Annotated in this window: 17 protein-coding genes, 1 rRNA gene and 1 pseudogene; 2 read left to right on the top strand and 17 right to left on the bottom strand. The window is 39.7% G+C overall.

Going from position 1 to position 19,549, the window contains the following annotated elements:
- Positions 1–102: 102 nt before the first annotated feature.
- Both QTA56_RS05970 and QTA56_RS05965 read right to left on the bottom strand, forming a co-directional pair.
- Positions 103–630, bottom strand: a complete 528-nt coding sequence (locus QTA56_RS05970) for a gamma carbonic anhydrase family protein (RefSeq protein ID WP_267980569.1) — start codon at positions 628–630, stop codon at positions 103–105.
- A gap of 32 nt (positions 631–662) precedes the next feature.
- Positions 663–1,268, bottom strand: coding sequence for a CoA pyrophosphatase (locus QTA56_RS05965; protein ID WP_411956081.1), 606 nt, complete (start codon positions 1,266–1,268; stop codon positions 663–665).
- Between the two features lie 129 nt (positions 1,269–1,397).
- Between QTA56_RS05965 and QTA56_RS05960 the strand changes: the two genes are divergently transcribed.
- Complete coding sequence (locus QTA56_RS05960) at positions 1,398–1,946, top strand: NUDIX hydrolase (RefSeq protein ID WP_267980050.1); 549 nt, start codon at positions 1,398–1,400, stop codon at positions 1,944–1,946.
- Between the two features lie 44 nt (positions 1,947–1,990).
- On the opposite strand, the gene filF is transcribed toward QTA56_RS05960, so the two are convergent.
- From filF to filA, 7 genes and pseudogenes are all read right to left on the bottom strand, one after another.
- Positions 1,991–3,961, bottom strand: a complete 1,971-nt coding sequence (filF, locus tag QTA56_RS05955) for a putative pilus system protein FilF (RefSeq protein WP_267980049.1) — start codon at positions 3,959–3,961, stop codon at positions 1,991–1,993.
- A gap of 19 nt (positions 3,962–3,980) precedes the next feature.
- Positions 3,981–4,904, bottom strand: coding sequence for a putative pilus assembly protein FilE (gene filE, locus QTA56_RS05950; RefSeq protein ID WP_411956085.1), 924 nt, complete (start codon positions 4,902–4,904; stop codon positions 3,981–3,983).
- A 48-nt stretch (positions 4,905–4,952) separates the two neighbouring features.
- Positions 4,953–5,033 (bottom strand): annotated as a pseudogene (locus tag QTA56_RS18310) (hypothetical protein); the annotation flags it as partial.
- 53 nt (positions 5,034–5,086) lie between these two features.
- Positions 5,087–6,751, bottom strand: coding sequence for a putative pilus system OmpP1/FadL family transporter FilD (gene filD, locus QTA56_RS05945; protein WP_267980568.1), 1,665 nt, complete (start codon positions 6,749–6,751; stop codon positions 5,087–5,089).
- Between the two features lie 12 nt (positions 6,752–6,763).
- Positions 6,764–7,891 (bottom strand): putative pilus system protein FilC, encoded by a 1,128-nt coding sequence (gene filC / locus QTA56_RS05940; RefSeq protein ID WP_267980047.1) that lies wholly within the window; start codon positions 7,889–7,891, stop codon positions 6,764–6,766.
- Between the two features lie 47 nt (positions 7,892–7,938).
- Positions 7,939–8,772, bottom strand: a complete 834-nt coding sequence (gene filB, locus QTA56_RS05935; protein WP_267980046.1) for a putative pilus system C39 family peptidase FilB — start codon at positions 8,770–8,772, stop codon at positions 7,939–7,941.
- A gap of 354 nt (positions 8,773–9,126) precedes the next feature.
- A complete protein-coding gene (gene filA, locus QTA56_RS05930; RefSeq protein ID WP_267980045.1) occupies positions 9,127–10,179 on the bottom strand; it encodes a putative pilus system protein FilA in 1,053 nt (350 codons plus the stop codon).
- Between the two features lie 519 nt (positions 10,180–10,698).
- Between filA and pabB the strand changes: the two genes are divergently transcribed.
- On the top strand, positions 10,699–12,054 hold the full coding sequence (pabB, locus tag QTA56_RS05925) for an aminodeoxychorismate synthase component I (protein ID WP_267980567.1): 1,356 nt from the start codon (positions 10,699–10,701) through the stop codon (positions 12,052–12,054).
- 31 nt (positions 12,055–12,085) lie between these two features.
- Here pabB and hisC read toward each other — a convergent pair whose 3' ends face one another.
- The 8 genes from hisC to rrf form a co-directional block, all read right to left on the bottom strand.
- Positions 12,086–13,174: a histidinol-phosphate transaminase gene (hisC, locus tag QTA56_RS05920; protein WP_267980044.1), complete on the bottom strand. Its 1,089-nt coding sequence runs from the start codon at positions 13,172–13,174 to the stop codon at positions 12,086–12,088.
- Positions 13,175–13,330: 156 nt separating this feature from the next.
- Complete coding sequence (gene hisD / locus QTA56_RS05915; RefSeq protein ID WP_267980043.1) at positions 13,331–14,623, bottom strand: histidinol dehydrogenase; 1,293 nt, start codon at positions 14,621–14,623, stop codon at positions 13,331–13,333.
- Between the two features lie 206 nt (positions 14,624–14,829).
- Positions 14,830–15,513, bottom strand: coding sequence for an ATP phosphoribosyltransferase (gene hisG, locus QTA56_RS05910; RefSeq protein WP_004799890.1), 684 nt, complete (start codon positions 15,511–15,513; stop codon positions 14,830–14,832).
- Complete coding sequence (gene murA, locus QTA56_RS05905; RefSeq protein ID WP_004675159.1) at positions 15,510–16,769, bottom strand: UDP-N-acetylglucosamine 1-carboxyvinyltransferase; 1,260 nt, start codon at positions 16,767–16,769, stop codon at positions 15,510–15,512. The genes hisG and murA overlap by 4 nt, the downstream gene beginning before the upstream one ends.
- Positions 16,770–16,775: 6 nt before the next feature.
- Positions 16,776–17,027 (bottom strand): BolA family iron metabolism protein IbaG, encoded by a 252-nt coding sequence (gene ibaG, locus QTA56_RS05900; protein ID WP_004675160.1) that lies wholly within the window; start codon positions 17,025–17,027, stop codon positions 16,776–16,778.
- A 139-nt stretch (positions 17,028–17,166) separates the two neighbouring features.
- On the bottom strand, positions 17,167–17,508 hold the full coding sequence (hpf, locus tag QTA56_RS05895) for a ribosome hibernation-promoting factor, HPF/YfiA family (RefSeq protein WP_267980042.1): 342 nt from the start codon (positions 17,506–17,508) through the stop codon (positions 17,167–17,169).
- A 168-nt stretch (positions 17,509–17,676) separates the two neighbouring features.
- Complete coding sequence (locus QTA56_RS05890; RefSeq protein WP_267980041.1) at positions 17,677–19,125, bottom strand: RNA polymerase factor sigma-54; 1,449 nt, start codon at positions 19,123–19,125, stop codon at positions 17,677–17,679.
- A gap of 304 nt (positions 19,126–19,429) precedes the next feature.
- Positions 19,430–19,544, bottom strand: a 5S ribosomal RNA gene (rrf, locus tag QTA56_RS05885).
- Between the last annotated feature and the right edge of the window lie 5 nt (positions 19,545–19,549).

Below are 19,549 nucleotides of genomic sequence, written 5' to 3'. Positions count from 1 at the left end.
TCATACTCCACTCTAACGTGCCAAGCGAGTTATTCACTTTTTATAGATACAAAAAAGCCAAGCGTTTGCCTGGCGTTTATAGCTTTAAGTTTAGATCAAAAATTAAAAATGAAACTCTTCCAGATTTAGGAAATTCTTATAATGTTCTGCATAATGCAAAGCGCTTAAACGTAAACGGGCAGCTCCCTGTTCATCCAGAGTTTTCACAACTTTGCCAGGTGAACCCATCACCACAGAATTGTCTGGAATCACCTTACCCTCTGGTATAAGAGCATTAGCTCCAATAATACAGTTCTTGCCAATTACAGCATGATTTAAAATGACCGCATTCATGCCAATCAATGAATTATCACCAATGCTACAGCCATGTAACATGACTTTATGTCCAACTGTTACATATTCGCCAATGTCCATTTCAATGCCTGCATCAGTATGCAACACCGCATTTTCCTGAATATTGGAAAAATTACCAATCCGAATCACACAATTATCGGCACGCACCACAGCACCAAACCAGATACTGACCTGACGACCCAGCTCAATCTGACCAATGACTGTTGCGGTTGGTGCAACCCAGCCATCCCAAGGCTCATGCAATGCTTTTGGACTCAATCCCTGATAGCGATACATCATGATGAATACTCGACTTGGTTAAATACGATTTAAAACTTGGATAATCCAAAATGCGGTGGATTGACCAGAAAAGGCCAATTTTTTTGATAACCCAGACCATACTGAAACAAAGAAACCAGCATACGCGCCGTTAAGCCCCACACGATTTCACTTTCCACCTGCATACTTGGAAAATAAAGGGATTGACGTGCCAGACGAACTTCATAAGGTAAAGGCGGCGCTTCTATTAACTGTTGCAATGGCACAAAAAAAATGCGATCTATTTCTGTAGGCTGGGCAATCAGTTCGACCTCAGCAGGAATCAATCCCACAATCGGCTTCACCGAGATGCCACTGCGCGCACGCTGAATAGGTAGGTCACCCAAAAGCTTGACATCAAATGGATTGAGCGCAGTTTCTTCCTGCGCCTCACGTAAGGCAACCACAATATTACTGGTATCACTTGGATCACGCTTGCCACCTGGAAAAGATACTTCACCAGCATGTTGTGACAACTGCATGGAACGACGTGTCAGCAAAACTTTAGGTTGGACTTCCTGAGTAATCGCAATTAAGACTGCGGCATCTGCCTGCTGGATTCGTTTGGAAAAACGCAACCGTTGTTGTAAAAGCTGTATTAACGACGGCTGTTCCATATCGCTCATCTCTTCTTCTTACGTTCCTGATAAATCATCATAGCTGAAATTTGAGTTGTCAGTATAGATGATGATGCGAACAGATAAAAATTCAGTTATGCTGGGCTATCTCTACGGCTGATGATAATTATGAGCTTTTGTGTTGCATGCGGACATCAAACTGAGGCAAAAATTCCCCTTGGTGATCATAAATCACGTTTGGTTTGCACAAATTGCGGCAATATTCATTATGAAAATCCCAAAGTGATCTGTGGGGCATTAGCGCTTTGGGACAACAAGGTTCTACTTTGCCGTCGGGCAATTGAACCTCGCTATGGATTGTGGACCTTACCCGCTGGTTATATGGAGCTGTTTGAAACCATGGAACAGGGCGCAGCGCGTGAAACCCGCGAAGAAGCCGAGGCAGAAGTTGAGATTGAACAGCTATACTGTATGTATAATATTCCCCGTATTGGACAGATCTATGTATTGTTCAAGGCACAATTAAAACAGGGACTGTTTGGTGCTGGTGAGGAAAGTCTAGAATGTCACTTATTTGAAGAACATGAGATTCCATGGACAGAACTTGCCTTTCCGAGCGTAGAACAAACACTAAAACATTATTTTGCCGATCGTAAAGATGGGCTATTCCCATCTCATTTAGAAACATTGGGAACCCGTTTAGATCATACAGGTTAAAATAAAAAAGACCGCTTTTGCGGTCTTTCGTGATCTCTTTCAGATTAAGATTTTATCTTAATTGCATTACAAGCTGGAATGTTCTGGTCAGCAATATTAATACTTACCGTACCTGAATAACGTTTCGCCAGCTCACGCTCTTCATCTGTCGGTTTAACATACTGATTCTTATTGGTGTTTTCATCATCATATATACGAATATATGTGTTCTGATAATACGCATAACTATTTGACCAAGTCACAGCATTATTTGCAAAGTTTGTTAGGGTGATCCCCGTTGCCTGCCCATCCAATAAATTATGGATATTTATTTTTGCGCCCGTCCCATCACTTATATTCAAGCCAAACAGTGCACCATCAACTAAACCAAATTTAGGATTGGATAAAATCATACGAACAGTCACAGATTTATCATTGGTAGAAAACAAAGTTGCTCCCGTTGTTCCAATACGATATTGTGTAACCCCATCTGTATCCAAATAAGTCCCATCATCTTTTGCAAAGGCTGTTAAACAATTCCCTGACATATCCGTAGTTGTCGGATCTTTCTTGATATCAGTACGGATATCACCATTTTCATTAATCACGATACCAACATTAACTTCTTTTGGAGTTATAGAAGAATCAGCAAATTTAAAAGTTAGGGTTGCATATAATGGGAATACATAGGCTTTTCCAGACTTTACATTCGCTTCGGTTGTAAAAATCTTTTTATCAAGATAACTTGATGGATTGACTTTATAGATATCTATTACACCTCTATACGCTTCACCGCCAATGGTTTGTTGCCATAAACCTAAGTGTTTTGTATCGATTGAAATATCCCAATCTTTAATTAATTGTCTATAAATCGCTTCTGTTCCTGCAATCGTTGCGCCATTCATCAATTTACCTTGTGTTAATAGTAAATCTTCTGTTGACTCATTAGTTGCATTAAATCGCAGCGGTTGACTACCATTAATTTCTCGACTAATAAGATTTAACCAGGTATTTTGAGCATTTAGCTGTATTTTTGTAGGTTTTACCAAGGTCGTCAATATATAAGGGGTAAGAACTAAACCACTGGAAATACTTGCATTACCGCGCCATTGTTCCCCATAACCCAAAGTGTAACCTTGGCGATCTGATAGTAATAGAAAGCTTCCCATTGAATGCAGTAAGTTATTTGAACCCGCATTCATGCAATCATCATATTTAGCTTTATTACAGCCAAAGAAACCATCAGGAGTAACCCCACCATCAGATGCAGTCATACCAGTACTTGGTTTATAAATTGGCAGCTCAGCTTGCCATACACCTGAATTACTAATATTTAAAAGCTGCTTCAACATGGCGAATGCCTGTTGATCCGTTACTTGCGCAATATCAACCCAGGGTTTTAATATCTCAGCATATTCACCACTTTTTAACTCAGATACACCAATATCCTTACTAATTTCACCTAATTGATCCTTTTTCTCATTAGTTAATGTAATTTGCTGTAAATCACCAACCACATTATCTTGAGTTGTACTTACACTCTGTAAAATTTTGACCAGAGCCATTGCAACACGTATGGTGTCATCACTTTCACTTAATGAAGATGGAGCTATTCCTGTCAATGCTGTCGCAAAATCAATGATACGAATACGTGGCAAGGTAGAAAGTTTTAACTTGGAAATATCATTCAGTTTAACAGTACCCAAATTAATCTTTCGGGCACTTGAAGCTCCCTGAATATAAAAAGTTGCTGTGTCACCTAGCTTACAAGCACCTGTAACAATATTACTGTCTAACTTTGTGGCAAAATGGTTAGCTGTATCACTGCTACAATCAAAATTTAGGCCTGCCACAGGATAATCCAATGCGAATTGTAAACAATCATCTGCCGTGATATCACAACTGGTACTTGAAGTTACACCTTTAACCCCAGTAGTTGGATCCTCATTAATTTTAGCACTTTCACCACCACAACCATGCATAAGAATAGCCAATGTTGAAAGTGCAAATGGCAATAAAATTTTTTTGTTTATCATTGGGTCATCCTATCCTTGTTTATTGTAAAACGGAAAGTTTTATCTGTCCTTGATTCGAAAGTTCCTGTTCAGGAACATCTACTGCTGATGCCAAGGGTGTCATCATCAAATAACTTGCTCGCGCTGGTACTTTTATCACACCTTGAATAGCTGAGTGTTGTAATACTGTCGCAACCGTTAGGTTATTTTTGAACCCGCTCACTCCCTCCTGTATACAACCTGCTTCATCTAGAAAAATAACCAGAGGCCAATAATAAACAGGCTTGCCATTGCTTGATGAATAAGATTCAACCTGTATATATTGAATTGCAGAATCCAACTGAACCAACTCATATTCAAACTTTTCTTTTAACGGTTTGCGAGGCCAGAGTCCTACCTCTTTCTGAGGTGTCAGTGTTTTAATTTTCTTAGTATAATTCTGCAAAAAACAACGATCACTTTCAAATGCCGATGCCAAATCCTGCTCAGACAATCGAACATAACTTGTGGCCAAAACAATTGGTGCATTGGTTTGCTGTGTGCGATTCATGACTTTATCTAAAACTGAACGGCTTATTCCTTTTTTACGTTCAATTGTTTCAAAACGTCCTGTACCATCAGGCATGCTATAAAACCGCTTCTTACTATCCAAGTTAAATTCCTGGTCTTCCAGATACTCACTATTCACATACTCAATACCATCAATCTGGGTAAAAGCATTTGCCTGATCTTGTTCCTCACCAGATTGTGTAGCGGACTGTATTTGGGACAATGTGGATGGTTGCTGTTTTAAGCTCCCGCCCCCCTTTTTTTGCTCTTCCAACACTAGTTTAGGTATCACTGTCGATCGTTCGGCATTTCCAGCCGATATCTTCACTGCTTTTTGCAATGGAGGCGCTATTTGAGCTTGGGTATCGTTATTTTGCGTCTGTTCGACCTGAGCCTGTTTTAATGGTTTAACCATTTTCGGCTGCCCTACAGCCTTAGCCTGCTGGGAATCCAATTTTTTAGGTACAATCATTGGCCGTCCATCTGGCCCAATAATTGTGTAAAAACCATCTGCATATACAGCAGAGCTACTTGTAGTACCCATTATGCAAAACACTGATACTACAAGTGCCGAGTATTGAATCCTTTTCTTTTGCATTACCATCTTGTTCTATAGTTAATACCAAGGAGTGTTACTTTGGTATTGGTTTTAACATCCAACCCTGCATAAGGATTTAATAAAATATTATCCACACCTGTCTTATTCGAGAGGCTACTGGTATTAGCAGGAATATCATCACGGCTACGTAAAAAACCCAAGGTTAAGTCTATATCAGTATCCTGATCAAAACGATAACCTGCACCTAAGCCAAATAACTGAGCATTGTTGATTGGCACCATCGTATTACGCTTATCATCAGGAATTGAACTGGTACGTGGCTCATATCCTATACGCAGCTTTAAACGATCTGTTGCAGAGTATTCAAAACCAAGTCCCCAACGCCATGAAGACTGAAATTTTAATGGAAGTGATAATGATCGATCAGTCACATCACTAGAAAGTAATTTAGCAACTTTCAAGAGAGAAATTTGACGATCAAACTCAAATCTGAATTTATCCCATGCTGAAAAATCAGTCCATCCCAAATCAAAATTCATTTGTAGATCAGGGAATATTTTATATTTAATACCTGCTTTAAAATGCTGAGGATATTTAAAGTCCATTGCCAATAAACCAGATTCCACAGCTGGTGCATAACTTGGAAAGCCTAAAATCGCCGCAAGAATCTGACCAGTTGCAGATGAATTCAATCCCGCAATCAACTGTTGCGGTGCTTCAGCAACATTAATCAGGTATTTACCATGCAGACGCATTTTGGCTTCACTCTGGTATACCATCCCGAAACTAAAATCATCCGTTGGTTCCCACAATAATCCTAAATTATAGCTTGGGCTCAATGACTGCTCGAGTGAAACATCCAAGGCCCCAACTTTACTAAAAGGATTCATTCCCTCTTTTGCATTACACATACCAAAAAGTAGCAGGTCAGTAATAATATCGCCATTCTCTTTAAATGGACCACACACGACTTCATCCACCATACGTAACACCCCAACCAGTTCATTAGGGAAACGTAGATCTGTTTTCATGGCAATCGCTTGATAAGACATCCCAAATGATGCCCCAAGATATAGGTTATCATTAACTTGGTAACCAAAAGATGGTGAGAGATACGTAATACGCTCTAAAGCAACCTGTTGTCCCATATAGTTACTGGGATTACCATCCTCAGCACCAAAACCTGCAACCAAAGGTGCATAAATAGCCGTTGCATATGTAACTTTTGAACCTGGTGGCTTATACGAAATACCAGCAGTTGGCGCTGCAACTGGATAACCAGGTCCTAAATCGACAATTTTCTTTAAAATTGGAACGTAAAGACTGGCATATTCTACATCACCACTTACTGTACCTTTAAAGTCTGTACAGATATTGGCATCCACTTCAGGCCCATCATTACAGACTATCGGATCATCAGAATATCCAAAAACGTTATAACCCGCTGGTGCAGAATAGTCCCGTTTAATGGCAAAATTTGCCAAGATACCTTGCACATCGGTTTGTAAACCATCAAGCTTTGCCAATGCTGCTGGATTAAAGTGAACTGCACTAATCCCAGGTGGATCCGCTGTAACAGCATTCCCTAAAGAAAGTGATCGAAGGTCAACTGATAAGTCCTGTCCCAATTGTGCATTTGCAAGATTAGATAGACCTGCAAGAAAAACTGCTACAGTTAAGGGACATAATTTAAGGTATTTCACCATTATCTCTCCTTAACGAAGCTTTTTACCAAAGCCTATAATATCAAGCGGGAAAGATAAGCCCAAAGATACATCTGGTGCATCTTCAGTTAAACCAATACCAACTGAACCATTGACGATTGTCTCAGGTGAGACCCTAACCCCAAGCGCAAAAGACAACATGGAACTACTTTGATCAGCGGATTGATAACTTTCATCATTTTTAAAGTAGAATTTTGCACCTGTATTAAAGCTTTGTTGATATGACATTGTCAAAGACACATCATAGTTAAAGGAGTATGCAAAACCGAAAGAGAAGCCCCCACTCAACCCTGGATCAAAACTTTCTAAAATACGACTACCACGTAGCTGATTTAATCCAGACTCTTTTAAACCGTAACTGGCAGACACAGAGGTAAACAGCACAACAGGATCAATATATTTTCGTGTACTCGCCCCAAAACCAGCAGAATAATACCCCTTACCTGTCGACAGTTCATCCACACCCACATCATAGGGACTATCACCCGTTTTTGTTGATAAACTACCAAATAAAACAAGTGGAAGACGTCCCTGTTTTAATGGGAATGGTTCCCAACGTGCACTGAAACTTAAATCGCCTAGCCCTGCCGTTGTCTTATCTTGAAGTAAGTCATTCTTCGCAACAAAGGGTAAAGATGCAGATAAAGTAACATTATCGAGAAAGCCATATTGGACTGTAAACGTATTTGTTAAAGTATGGTTGGCATCTTCTTCAACACGTAATCTTGACAAGGAACTATTACTATCATTCATTGCTAAATCAAGACGACTATCACGGTAATAGGTATAATCTAGATCGTAATAGGATGAGAAAATGCCTTTCTTAATTAATGAGTATTGGCGTTCATTAGAAGTAAACACTTCTTGCAAATTTGTTTCCTGGGTTGCATCACTTTCTTTTTTTTGTAATGCAGTTGCAGCTTGATTGGCCCCACTTTCAGTGGCCGTGGCATTTGAATCCGTAGTTACAGGCACTGGTTCTGGATTACTTGCAGTACCCACTTGCGATTGTTCTTCAGTTACAACATCAGGTGATGCCTGCTCTTCAGCATAAAGTGAAGATGTAATTGCGCTTAAACTTAACGCCAATACACTCATTTTCATCCATGTATTATTCATTTTACTTTGCATCCTATTCATACATTAATTTTGCTGATTTTCCAGAATTACTTCCGCTTGTAATATAAGCGCATATAAGTGTTAATCGGTTTGTTATAAGTTGATGAGTTAGGGTCTGCATCTAATACCCGACGCATTGTTGAGGCTTTATCTGCATTATGTTCAAACTTTTGTGTTGGGAACTGAATTTCGGCAAATGCATATCGATTCACTGTTGCATCTTCTACATGACGCATATCCGAATCCTGTAAAGCTAAAAAGTTCTTTCTATATTGTTCAGGGATATCAACAATAAATAACGTATTGTTATCCCATATCTCTTTAAAGCGGATCTCATCAAAACTTATATTACCCAATGATGGGTCAGCAACGTAAACTCTCCCATCCTTATATGCCTTATATACCACAAAATGTTTAAAACCAGCATAGGTAATAGGCACAATGGCAGGTTGTTTCAGTGCTGTAAGGTCGGAAAACTCACCACGATATCCCCCACTATTAATACCCAACGCAGAAACAAAACGCTTCATATCTAATAACGAGAAACTACGTCGCTCGATAATTCGCTGATATTCACCGTACTGTAAAAGACCACTCATGGTTTGTTGTTCTGTTAAGCGTAAACCGCCATAACCGTTCAAAAGTGTGGTTAATGCAGCAGATCCACAGCTATAATCATATGCTTGGCGAACAATTCCACGGAACTGATATTCCACAGCAGGTCTAATCGTAACAGCTTCACGGTGATTACGAGTAAATGAAGGGTTACGAGAATCCAACGTTTCTGTGTAATACACAGTCCCCTCTGGCTTTTTTTCTATTTCGAAGGCTTGCGTTGTAAAGTAATACATCAATGCTGAGCCTAAAGCGATCTCTAACATAAGTCTCTTTTTCTAACCATGGCACAACTTGCCTTATTCATTTTATTGTTAGTGTCCGTAAACACCCCATCCTTGTTTGTTGAAGATACCTTCTTTTATAAAAAAAAACAGCTTTTTTTTAGTTTTTTTTGACGAAATGTTGTCTTATTTTATACTTTAGACTCATTTTTATAGTTTAATGTGATAAATATTACAATATAGAAACAATATTATTTATTTAATTCCTTTTTACCTCCTATTACATAACATTTTTCATCTGAATCTTAGTCATTAAGTCCGAGATATTATCAGCAAAAAAGTTTTAAAATAAAAACAAAAAAAGCGCATAATGCGCTTTTTTTGTTTGGTAACTGATTAGTGACCAGAAATTTTGATCAAAGCACCAGCTTTTTGGCTACCAGTAGCTCCATAGTAAGTTGCTAAACCTTGGATTTCTACATCACCGATTGAAGCAGCTGTTGCACTACCTAAATGAACACCCTTGATGTAAACATCTTGAGAGTCAGTAGCTGCTACAGAAGTAGCACTGTATGCTGCTCCAGAACCAGTTGCGATTTGCAGGTAACCTTTACCACCAGCAGTATCTTCACCATATACAGCCACTTTCGCATTGATCGTTAAGTCAGCACCAGCTCTATCAGAAACACGAATGCTATCAAGTTGGATTACACCATTCGCAGTTGTTGTAATAGCAACAGGAGGAGTTGCATTAGTGTAACCAATAGTTGCGCCGTTAGTTGATGCATCATTAATACCAAGATTTGTGATTTCCAAACCACCTTGCATAGTCGTGCTTAATACGATCATGGCACCTTGTGGAGCAGCACCTAACTGGATATTTGCATCCATTTTACCCGTTTTTAAAGACAAACCAGATAAAATTTCATTGTAGTTAGAAGCATCATTACCACGGCGAACAGTAGAACCTGCAGCATTAGAAGCAGATACACCAATTGGACCAATGTCAATATTTAAACCTGAAACTTCAGCAGCGATATTAAGGAACGCACCATTTGTACCTGTACCCGCATCAGTATCGATTACAATATCAGCCAGGTTATGGCTAGCTAAAAGTGATGCAGTATTTGTAGTAATTACAACACCCTTAGTTGTCGCATTACCCAATACGATTGCACCCGCAGTACCTGTACCACCTTTAGAACCAACTGTTACTGCAGTAGGTGGAGTAGTAGTAGGATCTGCTGGCAAACCACCATCTGCTCTCAAACCATCATTATCGTGAATTAAAACTTTATCAATTTCAACGCGAGAAATACCGATACCGATATTGATACCGTCTTGACCTGTTGCAGCGCTTAGTGCAGCATCATCCATAGACTGCATAGCCATAGCGTTTGCGCTAATTGCCACTGAAGAAACTAAAGCAAGTTTAGTAAACATTTTCATTGAGCACTCTCCCAAGAGCATTTATTTTTTGACTTTCACTACTCTAAACTGTTCGCGGTCGTTTTTTTCTTAATGACAACTTGAACTTCCAATCCTTGAGTAGTTCGCTTAGCAAGTACTAAATTACCTGTTTGTTATTTTATGTTCAACTCCTGTTAAGCACTTTTTATAGACTACCCGATAAACGGCATTATCTTCTTATCTAAAATTTATAGTTTTTTATTTCATAAGATAAAGATAAATATAATTTTTTATAAAAATTCTTTTTTAAATCAATTTAAGTAGTTTGAATACTTGTCTGTTAATTAGTAAAATTCTGGTTTTCAAAATGTAAACAAAATCTCTTTTTACTTGTATTAATTCAAAACTCAATACACTTTATTTCATAAAATAATTATAAACCTCATATTTCTCAAATATTGATCAATTTCCAGTTCAAGGCAAGATAAAGATCAGTAACATGTGAAACGTTGTAGTACAATTTATCTATCCAAATGTATATGAATGTACTTTCGTTTTATGTCTTATTTCCAGCAAAAGCTTAACACGCAACTCATTTCTGCATTTACGCTTCTCTCGAAACTTTATCATCTAACTGGTTTAGTGTATCTCAATGACCAAAATTTTCCTGTTATTGGATTTCTACCCAAAAATTTTCTGAAATTTCAGCAGTCAACGCTGACACAGTTTCATCAAATTCAATTTAATCAATATCAAATAAATCAAGATGTCACATCAGTGATTGAGTTCTCAAATTTTAATCATTCTCTAGAATCCTTAGGGCACGATATTTCTTTCAAGGGTGGTTATATTGGCTTCTTTAGCTATGACTATAGTGCAGATCAATTTATTGATGTCTCTAGTCATCTACAACCCAGCTTTTTTCTAGGTAAATATTCTACCTTTTTAAAGTTTCAGGATGGTGCATGGTATTTTTATAGTGATGAGGAACAAGCGCAGAATATTTATGAAACTATTTCCAGACTTCTCAACCAAGCCCAAGAAAATGAATTAACAACACTTCAACTCTTAAAAAAATGCACTTCCCGTTGGTCAAAAGCACAATATTTTGAAGCATTCAATCAGGTTCAGGAGTACATCAAGACAGGTGATTGTTATCAAATCAATTTAACACAAGAATTTAAGGCAACAGTACAAGGAACGCTATTAGATAAAGCCGAAGAATTATGGCAATTGACCCATGCACCGTATGCAGGTTATCTAAAACTTGATGATTTTGAGCTACTCAGTTGTTCACCTGAGTTATTTATCGAATTTCAGCATGAGAGAAAAATCAAGACCCGACCAATTAAAGGAACCATGCCACGCTTTGATGATTCCAAACAGGATCAAGCTTCCAAAGCCAAACTCAGTAACTCTGAAAAAGATCAGGCTGAGAATGTGATGATTGTAGATTTATTACGTAATGACCTCAGTGTTTATGCGGAAACTGGTTCGGTAAAGACAAGTAAACTCTTTGAAATTGAGAGCTTTAATCAAGTGCATCACATGGTCAGTGAAATCACAGCAACTTTAAAGCAAGATGTCAATCCAATGCAGATGCTATTGTCTGCCCTACCTGGTGGTTCAATTACGGGCGCACCTAAAATTCGTGCCATGCAGATTATTGAGGAGCTTGAGGGAGCACCACGGGGCGCCTATTGTGGCAGTTTGGGTTATTTCAATTTTGATGGTACAGGACGCTGGAATATCCTGATTCGTAGTATTCAAAAGTATCAGGATCAATTATCGGTCTGGGCAGGTGGTGGCATTACCATCGCTTCTGATGCTGAAGCAGAATATCAGGAATGTTTTGATAAAATCTCTGCCATGCTTGATTTGCTCAACACATGGCAGAAAAATGAGGCTTCATAATCGGTACAAATAGGGCGTATGCGATACTCCCCTACGATAATATGTCCGTTTTGAATGTATCGACTAAACGCTGATTTTGTTCATCTGTCCCAATCGTAATTCGCAAGAATTGATCAATTCTTGGTTTATTAAAATAACGGACAATAATGCCCTGCTCACGGAGTTGCTCTGCAAGCTTGGCGGCTTCATATTGTGGATGAGTGGCAAAAATAAAATTAGCTTTTGATGGCAATACCTTAAAACCTAAAGCAGTCAAATCACCAACCAGTTTTTTACGGCTTTCTATCACTTTTGCACATTGTGCTTCAAAGTAGGCTTGATCTTCAAATGAAGCCACTGCCGCTGCAATCGCAAAGCGATCTATTGGATAAGAGTTAAAACTATTTTTGACTGCTTCCAGTGCTGCAATCAAATGGCTTTGTGCAATGGCAAAGCCAACCCGTAAACCCGCAAGGGAACGTGACTTGGAGGTTGTTTGACAAACCACCAGATTATCGTATTGATTCACAAGCTGAACTGCTGATTCTGCTCCAAAATCTACATAGGCTTCATCAATGACAATCACACGATCTGGATTGGCCTGCAAAACTTGTTCAATTTGATCCAAACCCAATGCAATACTGGTTGGCGCATTAGGATTGGTAATAATAATGCCGCCATTTTCCTGCTGATAATCTGAAACATCAATTTCAAAATTTTCATTCAAAGGAATTTGCTTGGTTTGGATTCCAAAGAACTGACTATAAACTGGATAAAAGCTATAGGTAATGTCAGGATAAAGCACAGGTTCTTTCTGGATAAAGAATGCCTTAAAAATATGGGCTAGGACTTCATCTGAACCATTACCCACAAAAACCTGATCAAGCTCAACTTTTTGCTGATTGGCAATCGCTTGCTTTAGGGCGGTTGCATCAGGGTCAGGGTATAAACGCAAGGCATCAGCCTGATTTGCTAACACAGCCTGTACTGCTTCCACAACTTTTGGTGATGGTGGATATGGGTTTTCATTGGTATTGAGTTTGAGTAAGTTCTGAATTTTAGGCTGTTCACCTGGCACATAAGGCTCTAATTCACGAACTTCTGGGCTCCAAAAACGCATTTGTTCTGTTGTAAACGTCATTTTATTCTCTCTTTTAGCCCTCTCCTAACCTCTCCCACAGGGAGAGGAATCTTCCACTGATTCCATATATATTTATGGCCAGCCCCCTCTCCTTTCAGGAGAGGGTTGGGGGAGAGGTTTATATTTACGTAGCAATAATCGCAGTTACACACTAGCTCAAAATTTATAACGGTAACGTGCTGAACGTGCATGGGCATCAAGGTTTTCTTGCACCGCAAGCACATCGGCTGTTTTTGCCAGCGTTTTAACACCACCCTGTGAGCACATGATCAGACTTGAACGTTTCTGAAAATCATAAACACCCAGTGGCGATGAAAAACGTGCGGTTCCTGACGTTGGCAAGACGTGGTTTGGCCCTGCACAATAATCGCCAATCGCTTCTGGCGTATAACGTCCCATAAAGATTGCACCTGCATGACGAATATCTTGGCTCATCAATTCAGCGTCATCCAGACATAGTTCCAAATGCTCAGGCGCAACCTGATTGATCAGTTCAATCGCTTCTGCACGGTGTTTAACCAGAACCAGTGCGCCACGGTTTAGAATTGAAGTACGGGCAATCTCAGCTTTTGGCAATTCAGCAAGATGCTTTTCAATAGCTGCATCCACAGCATTTAAAAGTGCTTCATCTGGTGTAATGAAAATGGCTTGGGCAACTGTGTCATGTTCTGCCTGAGACAGTACATCCATCGCCAGCCATTCTGCATTATTTTCGCCCTCGGCATAGACCAAAATTTCTGAAGGTCCAGCAATCATATCAATGCCCACCTGACCAAACACTGCCCTTTTTGCCGCAGCAACGAAACGGTTACCTGGACCTGTAATTTTATCCACGGCTGGAACAGTTTGGGTTCCATAGGCCAAGGCTGCTACTGCCTGCGCACCACCAATCGTAAATACTCGGCTAACCCCACCTAGATATGCGGCGGCCAAGACCAATGGATTGAGCTCACCATTTGGTGCAGGCACCACCATAATAATTTCAGGCACACCCGCCACATGGGCTGGCAGTGCATTCATCAATACCGAGGATGGATAAGATGCCAAACCACCTGGCACATAAATCCCAACCCGATCAAGAGGCGTAACTTTCTGTCCCAGGGTATTCCCCAACTCATCCACATAAGTCCACCCCTCTTGCTTTTGAGCCTGATGGAATGAACGAATCCGTTTTGCCGCCAATTCCAGGGCTTCACGGATTTCAGAACTTAACCCCTCAAATGCTGTTTTAAGCTGTTGCTGGCTAAGTTCTAAATCGGAGAATTGATGCGCTGGATGTCGATCGAACTGTTGGGTTAATTTAAGTACATGATCATCACCATGCTGACGGACATCAGCAATGATCTGGTCTACAGTCTGTACTAGTTGAGGATCATTGACAGTTTCAAATGCCAAAAGCTCAGCAAATGCCTGTTTAAAATTCTGATCCTGAGTCGATAAACGTCGCATCAATTTACCCACAAGATAAAAAAGAGAATGCTAAGTTTACTCTTTTTCATCGTCCTTGTGGATGCAATATCAGCCTAAAAAATCAATCACAAAGAAAGAGTCCCTTGATCAACATCCCGTTCTTGTTTGCCTATATTTTCCCTAACCCCAAAATCAAATAAAAAGGCCAACCTAAGTTGACCTCCAAAATTTAAACTATTTATCGACTAACGATTATTAATCGCCTGCTCAAGCTGGGTCAGGATTGGATTTAACAAAGCCTGTTTACGTTTAAAGCTGGCTTTATTGACAATTAAACGTGAAGACACTTTGCAAATTTCTTCCAAAGGTTCCAGACCATTGGCACGCAAGGTATTGCCTGTATCCACCACATCAACAATGTAGTCACCCAGACCAACCAAAGGCGCAAGCTCCATTGAACCATATAGCTTAATCACATCAACCTGCTCACCCAAGCTTGCATAGTATTGTCGGGTTAAATTGACATATTTGGTGGCAATCTTTAAACGCCCTTTAGGGCGCTCCATGCCAACTTTACCCGCAGTCATTAGCTTACAATTGGCAATTTTCAGGTCAAGCAGTTCGTAAACGTGCTGGGCACCATGCTCCATCAGCACATCTTTACCTGCCACACCAAAATCTGCCGCACCATTCTCCACATAGGTTGGCACATCAGAAGCCCGCAGAATCAAGATGCGTACTTTTTTATGGGTGGTTGGAAAAATTAACTTACGTGATTTATCTGGGTCTTCAAGTAAATTGATGCCTGCATTTTCCAGCAATGGCAAGGTTTCCTTTAAAATACGACCTTTACTGAGTGCTAAAGTTAAACCATGATCAAAATTACCCATCACATCAAAATTCGGATCATCGTTTCTTAAGTCATTCATGCTTTTACCCGCTTAATCTGCGCACCTAAACTTTGCAATTTTTCTTCCACACGTTCGTAGCCACGATCAATATGGTATATACGATCAACCAGTGTTTCACCCTCTGCAACCAGCGCAGCAAGAACAAGTGAAAACGAGGCACGTAAATCCGTTGCCATGACAGGCGCAGCTTGCAGTTTTTCCACACCTGTGACCACCGCATCATGCCCATCAACCTGAATGTTGGCACCCATACGTGAAAGTTCAGGTACATGCATAAAACGGTTTTCGAAAATCGTTTCTGAAATTGTTGCAAAACCACGACCAATTGCGTTGACTGCCATGATCTGCGCCTGCATATCCGTTGGAAACTCAGGATGAGGCAATGTTCTAAAACTCACTGCCTTAGGGCGTTTACCTTGCATATCCAGTTCAATCCAGTCTTCACCACGCGTGACTTCTGCGCCCATTTCCTCAAACTTGTCCAACACACTTTCCATAATATAAGGGTTAGTATGTGTGGTTTTGATTTTTCCACCCGTGATCGCAGCAGCAGCCAGATATGAACCTGTTTCAATACGGTCAGGAACGACACTATGTTCGCAACCATGTAAACGTTCAACACCTGTCACGATCAGTGTGTTGGTGTCCAGCCCTTCAATTTGTGCGCCCATTTTATTGAGCATATTGGCTAAATCGGTAATTTCAGGCTCGCACGCAGCATTACGGATTGTTGTCACACCTTCCGCCAAAACCGCAGCCATCAGGATATTTTCTGTACCACCTACTGTGACCATATCAAAAACGACTTCACCGCCTTTTAAACGACCATCAATCGAAGCATGCACATAACCATTTTCCACTTCTATCTTGGCGCCCAGCGCTTCCATCGCCTTTAAATGCAAGTCCACTGGACGGGAACCTATGGCACATCCACCTGGCAATGAAACTTTTGCATTGCCATAACGTGCCAGTAATGGACCCAGCACCAAAATCGAGGCACGCATGGTTTTTACTAGATCATAAGGGGCAAATTGATTACTTAAAGTGCTGGCATCAGCATAAACAGTATCGCCCTCATAAGTGATTGTTACGCCTAGGCCTGCAATAATTTTGCTGATGGTGTGTACATCTTTTAAATTGGGAACATTGCGAATTGTGACTGGATCATCAGTTAAAATCGTGGCTGCCAATAATGGTAATACTGCATTTTTAGCGCCAGAAATGCGCACTTCACCCTCGAGCTTAACACCACCCGTAATCAAAAATTTATCCATTAATATTTAGGCTCCGAAAAGGCTTGCTTTGCGCCATTCGTCTTTTGTCATTGCACGAATCGTAACAGCGTGAACTGCACCACTCGCAATATAGGAATTCAAGGGTGCATAAACAGCCTGTTGACGAGTCACAGTCCGTTTACCATCAAATTGATCGTCAACAATGCGAAGGTCAAATTTCCCAGCTTGTCCACTCACTGCCACTTCTGCTTCAGGGAAAGCTTCTTTTAAAATTTGCGTGAGCTGCTCACTATTCATTACCAAGACCTCTTATACAAGCATTGCTGTAAAACGATATATTTTACTATAACTTTTTCACATAATTCAGTAAGGTTTCATTTTTATCTATAAAAAAAGAGGCTTTTCAAAAAAGCCTCTTCTAATTAGAACGCCAAAATCAGGATGCTACCGCAAGTTCATGCTGATAAGAACACTGCATCTTTCTATGTTTGGCTAGCTGTCGTTTTAATTTTTCTGTCAGCTTTTTAATCGAAGTATACATATCATCAGCTGTCGCCTGAGCAAACAGCTCAACCCCTGGCAAACGTATAATCGCTTCCGCAATATGGTTTGCACTCCCTTTATGAGACCGTTTGTCTATTTGATGATCCTTAGCCAGCTTGATCTGCATGCTATTCACATGATCCAGATGCTTGGTCATTTGGCTAAACTTCGCTTTTATATTTTCTTCAATTGCTGGTGTAATGGTTAAATGGTGTCCACGAATTGTTATTTGCATAATTCTATCCCTCACCTTTTCTCAGGATTCAAGAATATCGCTCAAACAATTTAATGCGACCTATATGGTTCAACATATCCATTAAATCATCTCAGCGATTCCTCTAGTGTTTATTAAAAATTCATTATTCCGTCATAATGAACTCTTAGAATAGCCACACCTTTAAATTTAGATCAAGACTTTTCTTTCAGAAGATGAGGGAATATGTAACGATTCGCGATATTTTGCAACCGTGCGTCGTGCCACTTCAATTCCTTCTTCTTTCAGCATTTCAGCAATTGCATTATCCGACAAAGGTTTACGTGGATTCTCGTTTGAAACCAACTTCTTAATCATGGCACGGATTGCGGTGGAAGAAGCCTCACCACCCGTGGTTGTTCCCACATGGCTAGAGAAGAAATATTTCAGTTCAAACAAACCACGTGGAGTCAGCATATATTTATTGGTTGTGACACGTGAAACAGTAGACTCATGCAATTCAACTTCTTCCGCCACATCCCGCAATACCAAAGGTTTCATTGCTTCAGGCCCCTGCTCAAGAAAAGCCCGTTGATGCTCAACAATACAGGTAGCAACTTTCAACAAGGTTTTATGGCGCTCATCAATACTCTTGATAAAGTTCTTGGCTTCAAGCATTTGATTACGCAAATAAACATTGTCATCACTTTGATCAGCACGACGAATCATGTTTGAGTAAAAGGAATTAATGCGTAATTTTGGCATAACATCTGGATTCAATTGAACCTGCCAATGCTGGTCTTTCTTCGAAACCACCACATCAGGCACCTGATATTCAGATTCCTGTTGATTAAATTCCAACCCAGGATAAGGCTTTAAGGTTTTTAATAGATCAATAGCGCTCTTTAGTTGTTCTTTGGTTAGGCCAGTCTGCTTTAACAACTTATTTAAATCATTTGCAATCAAAAGCTCATAGCACTGTAATAATTTTTTTGCTTCAGCCAAATAAGGCACTTTTTCATGGAATGTCTCTAACTGAATTTTTAAACATTCCGCCAAATTACGGGAACCAACACCAATTGGATCTAAACGTTGAATATGTTTTAAAACAACAATAATCTCATCTTGTTCAATCTCTTCATCATTCTCCATTTCCTGCAACAGTCGAGTAGTGGCCAACAAAATATCATCTAGCTCTGCATCCAGAAATCCCTTGTCATCCAAAGAATCTACAATGCAATACGCAATTAACTTATCGACTAAAGAAAAATGCAGCAGATTTACCTGTTCTAAAATATGTTCCTTTAGGCTCAACTGAATCTGGCGATTATCTTCTCTCTCTTCATATTCTGGAGAAGCCAAGGCAGTAGATTGATGGGTGTAAATATCATCCCATTCTGTATCAACGGGTAAGTCATTTGGTAGATGGTCAGCATTTAACTCAGTGGTTAAGTCACCTGTTTCAGAAGTTTCAAGCGTAGTTAAACTTTCTGTCGTATTAATTTCTTCAATTTTCTCCAATAAAGGATTACTATCAAGTTGAATTTGTATTTCCTGTTCTAGTTCCAAACTTGAAAGTTGTAATAAACGAATTGCCTGCTGTAATTGAGGAGTTAACGACAAACTATTCGCAACTTTCAACCCAACAGATAATTTCATAACATACTCCTTTTATAGATAAGCAAAAAACATGCCTATTCATATATTTATAACATAAAGCAATGTTTACGCCTATAAGGAACCACATAATCTTTAAATATTTATTTATAAAAAAGAAACGTCAATGATGCATATTGTTGAAATATTTCCCTTGTTGTTAAATGTGGACAAATATTGGACAACCTTTTGATTCAAATAAAAATAAGTAAGAACTCATATCTTTTTCTTCTTTTCTTTAAATAACTTTCTATTTCTTCAGCATAAAAAAACCTCCCAACATTGGTTGGGAGGTTTTCAATTTAAAAGCTGGCGATGACTTACTCTCACATGGCAAACGCCACACTACCATCAGCGCGGGGAGGTTTCACTTCTGAGTTCGGGAAGGGATCAGGTGGTTCACTCCTGCTATTGTCGCCAGCAAACT

The organism is Acinetobacter thutiue, from assembly GCF_030385805.1.
In the GTDB taxonomy this organism is placed as follows: Bacteria; Pseudomonadota; Gammaproteobacteria; order Pseudomonadales; family Moraxellaceae; genus Acinetobacter; species Acinetobacter corruptisaponis.
This window is presented reverse-complemented; position numbering and strand designations above follow the sequence as displayed.

Coding starts and splice junctions, on each gene's coding strand:
- QTA56_RS05970 (WP_267980569.1), bottom strand. CDS start 630: ATGTATCGCTATCAGGGATTGAGTCCAAAAGCATTGCATGAGCCTTGG.
- QTA56_RS05965 (WP_411956081.1), bottom strand. CDS start 1,268: ATGGAACAGCCGTCGTTAATACAGCTTTTACAACAACGGTTGCGTTTT.
- QTA56_RS05960 (WP_267980050.1), top strand. CDS start 1,398: ATGAGCTTTTGTGTTGCATGCGGACATCAAACTGAGGCAAAAATTCCC.
- filF (WP_267980049.1), bottom strand. CDS start 3,961: ATGATAAACAAAAAAATTTTATTGCCATTTGCACTTTCAACATTGGCT.
- filE (WP_411956085.1), bottom strand. CDS start 4,904: ATGGTTAAACCATTAAAACAGGCTCAGGTCGAACAGACGCAAAATAAC.
- filC (WP_267980047.1), bottom strand. CDS start 7,891: ATGAATAATACATGGATGAAAATGAGTGTATTGGCGTTAAGTTTAAGC.
- filB (WP_267980046.1), bottom strand. CDS start 8,772: ATGTTAGAGATCGCTTTAGGCTCAGCATTGATGTATTACTTTACAACG.
- filA (WP_267980045.1), bottom strand. CDS start 10,179: ATGAAAATGTTTACTAAACTTGCTTTAGTTTCTTCAGTGGCAATTAGC.
- pabB (WP_267980567.1), top strand. CDS start 10,699: ATGTCTTATTTCCAGCAAAAGCTTAACACGCAACTCATTTCTGCATTT.
- hisC (WP_267980044.1), bottom strand. CDS start 13,174: ATGACGTTTACAACAGAACAAATGCGTTTTTGGAGCCCAGAAGTTCGT.
- hisD (WP_267980043.1), bottom strand. CDS start 14,623: ATGCGACGTTTATCGACTCAGGATCAGAATTTTAAACAGGCATTTGCT.
- hisG (WP_004799890.1), bottom strand. CDS start 15,513: ATGAATGACTTAAGAAACGATGATCCGAATTTTGATGTGATGGGTAAT.
- murA (WP_004675159.1), bottom strand. CDS start 16,769: ATGGATAAATTTTTGATTACGGGTGGTGTTAAGCTCGAGGGTGAAGTG.
- ibaG (WP_004675160.1), bottom strand. CDS start 17,027: ATGAATAGTGAGCAGCTCACGCAAATTTTAAAAGAAGCTTTCCCTGAA.
- hpf (WP_267980042.1), bottom strand. CDS start 17,508: ATGCAAATAACAATTCGTGGACACCATTTAACCATTACACCAGCAATT.
- QTA56_RS05890 (WP_267980041.1), bottom strand. CDS start 19,125: ATGAAATTATCTGTTGGGTTGAAAGTTGCGAATAGTTTGTCGTTAACT.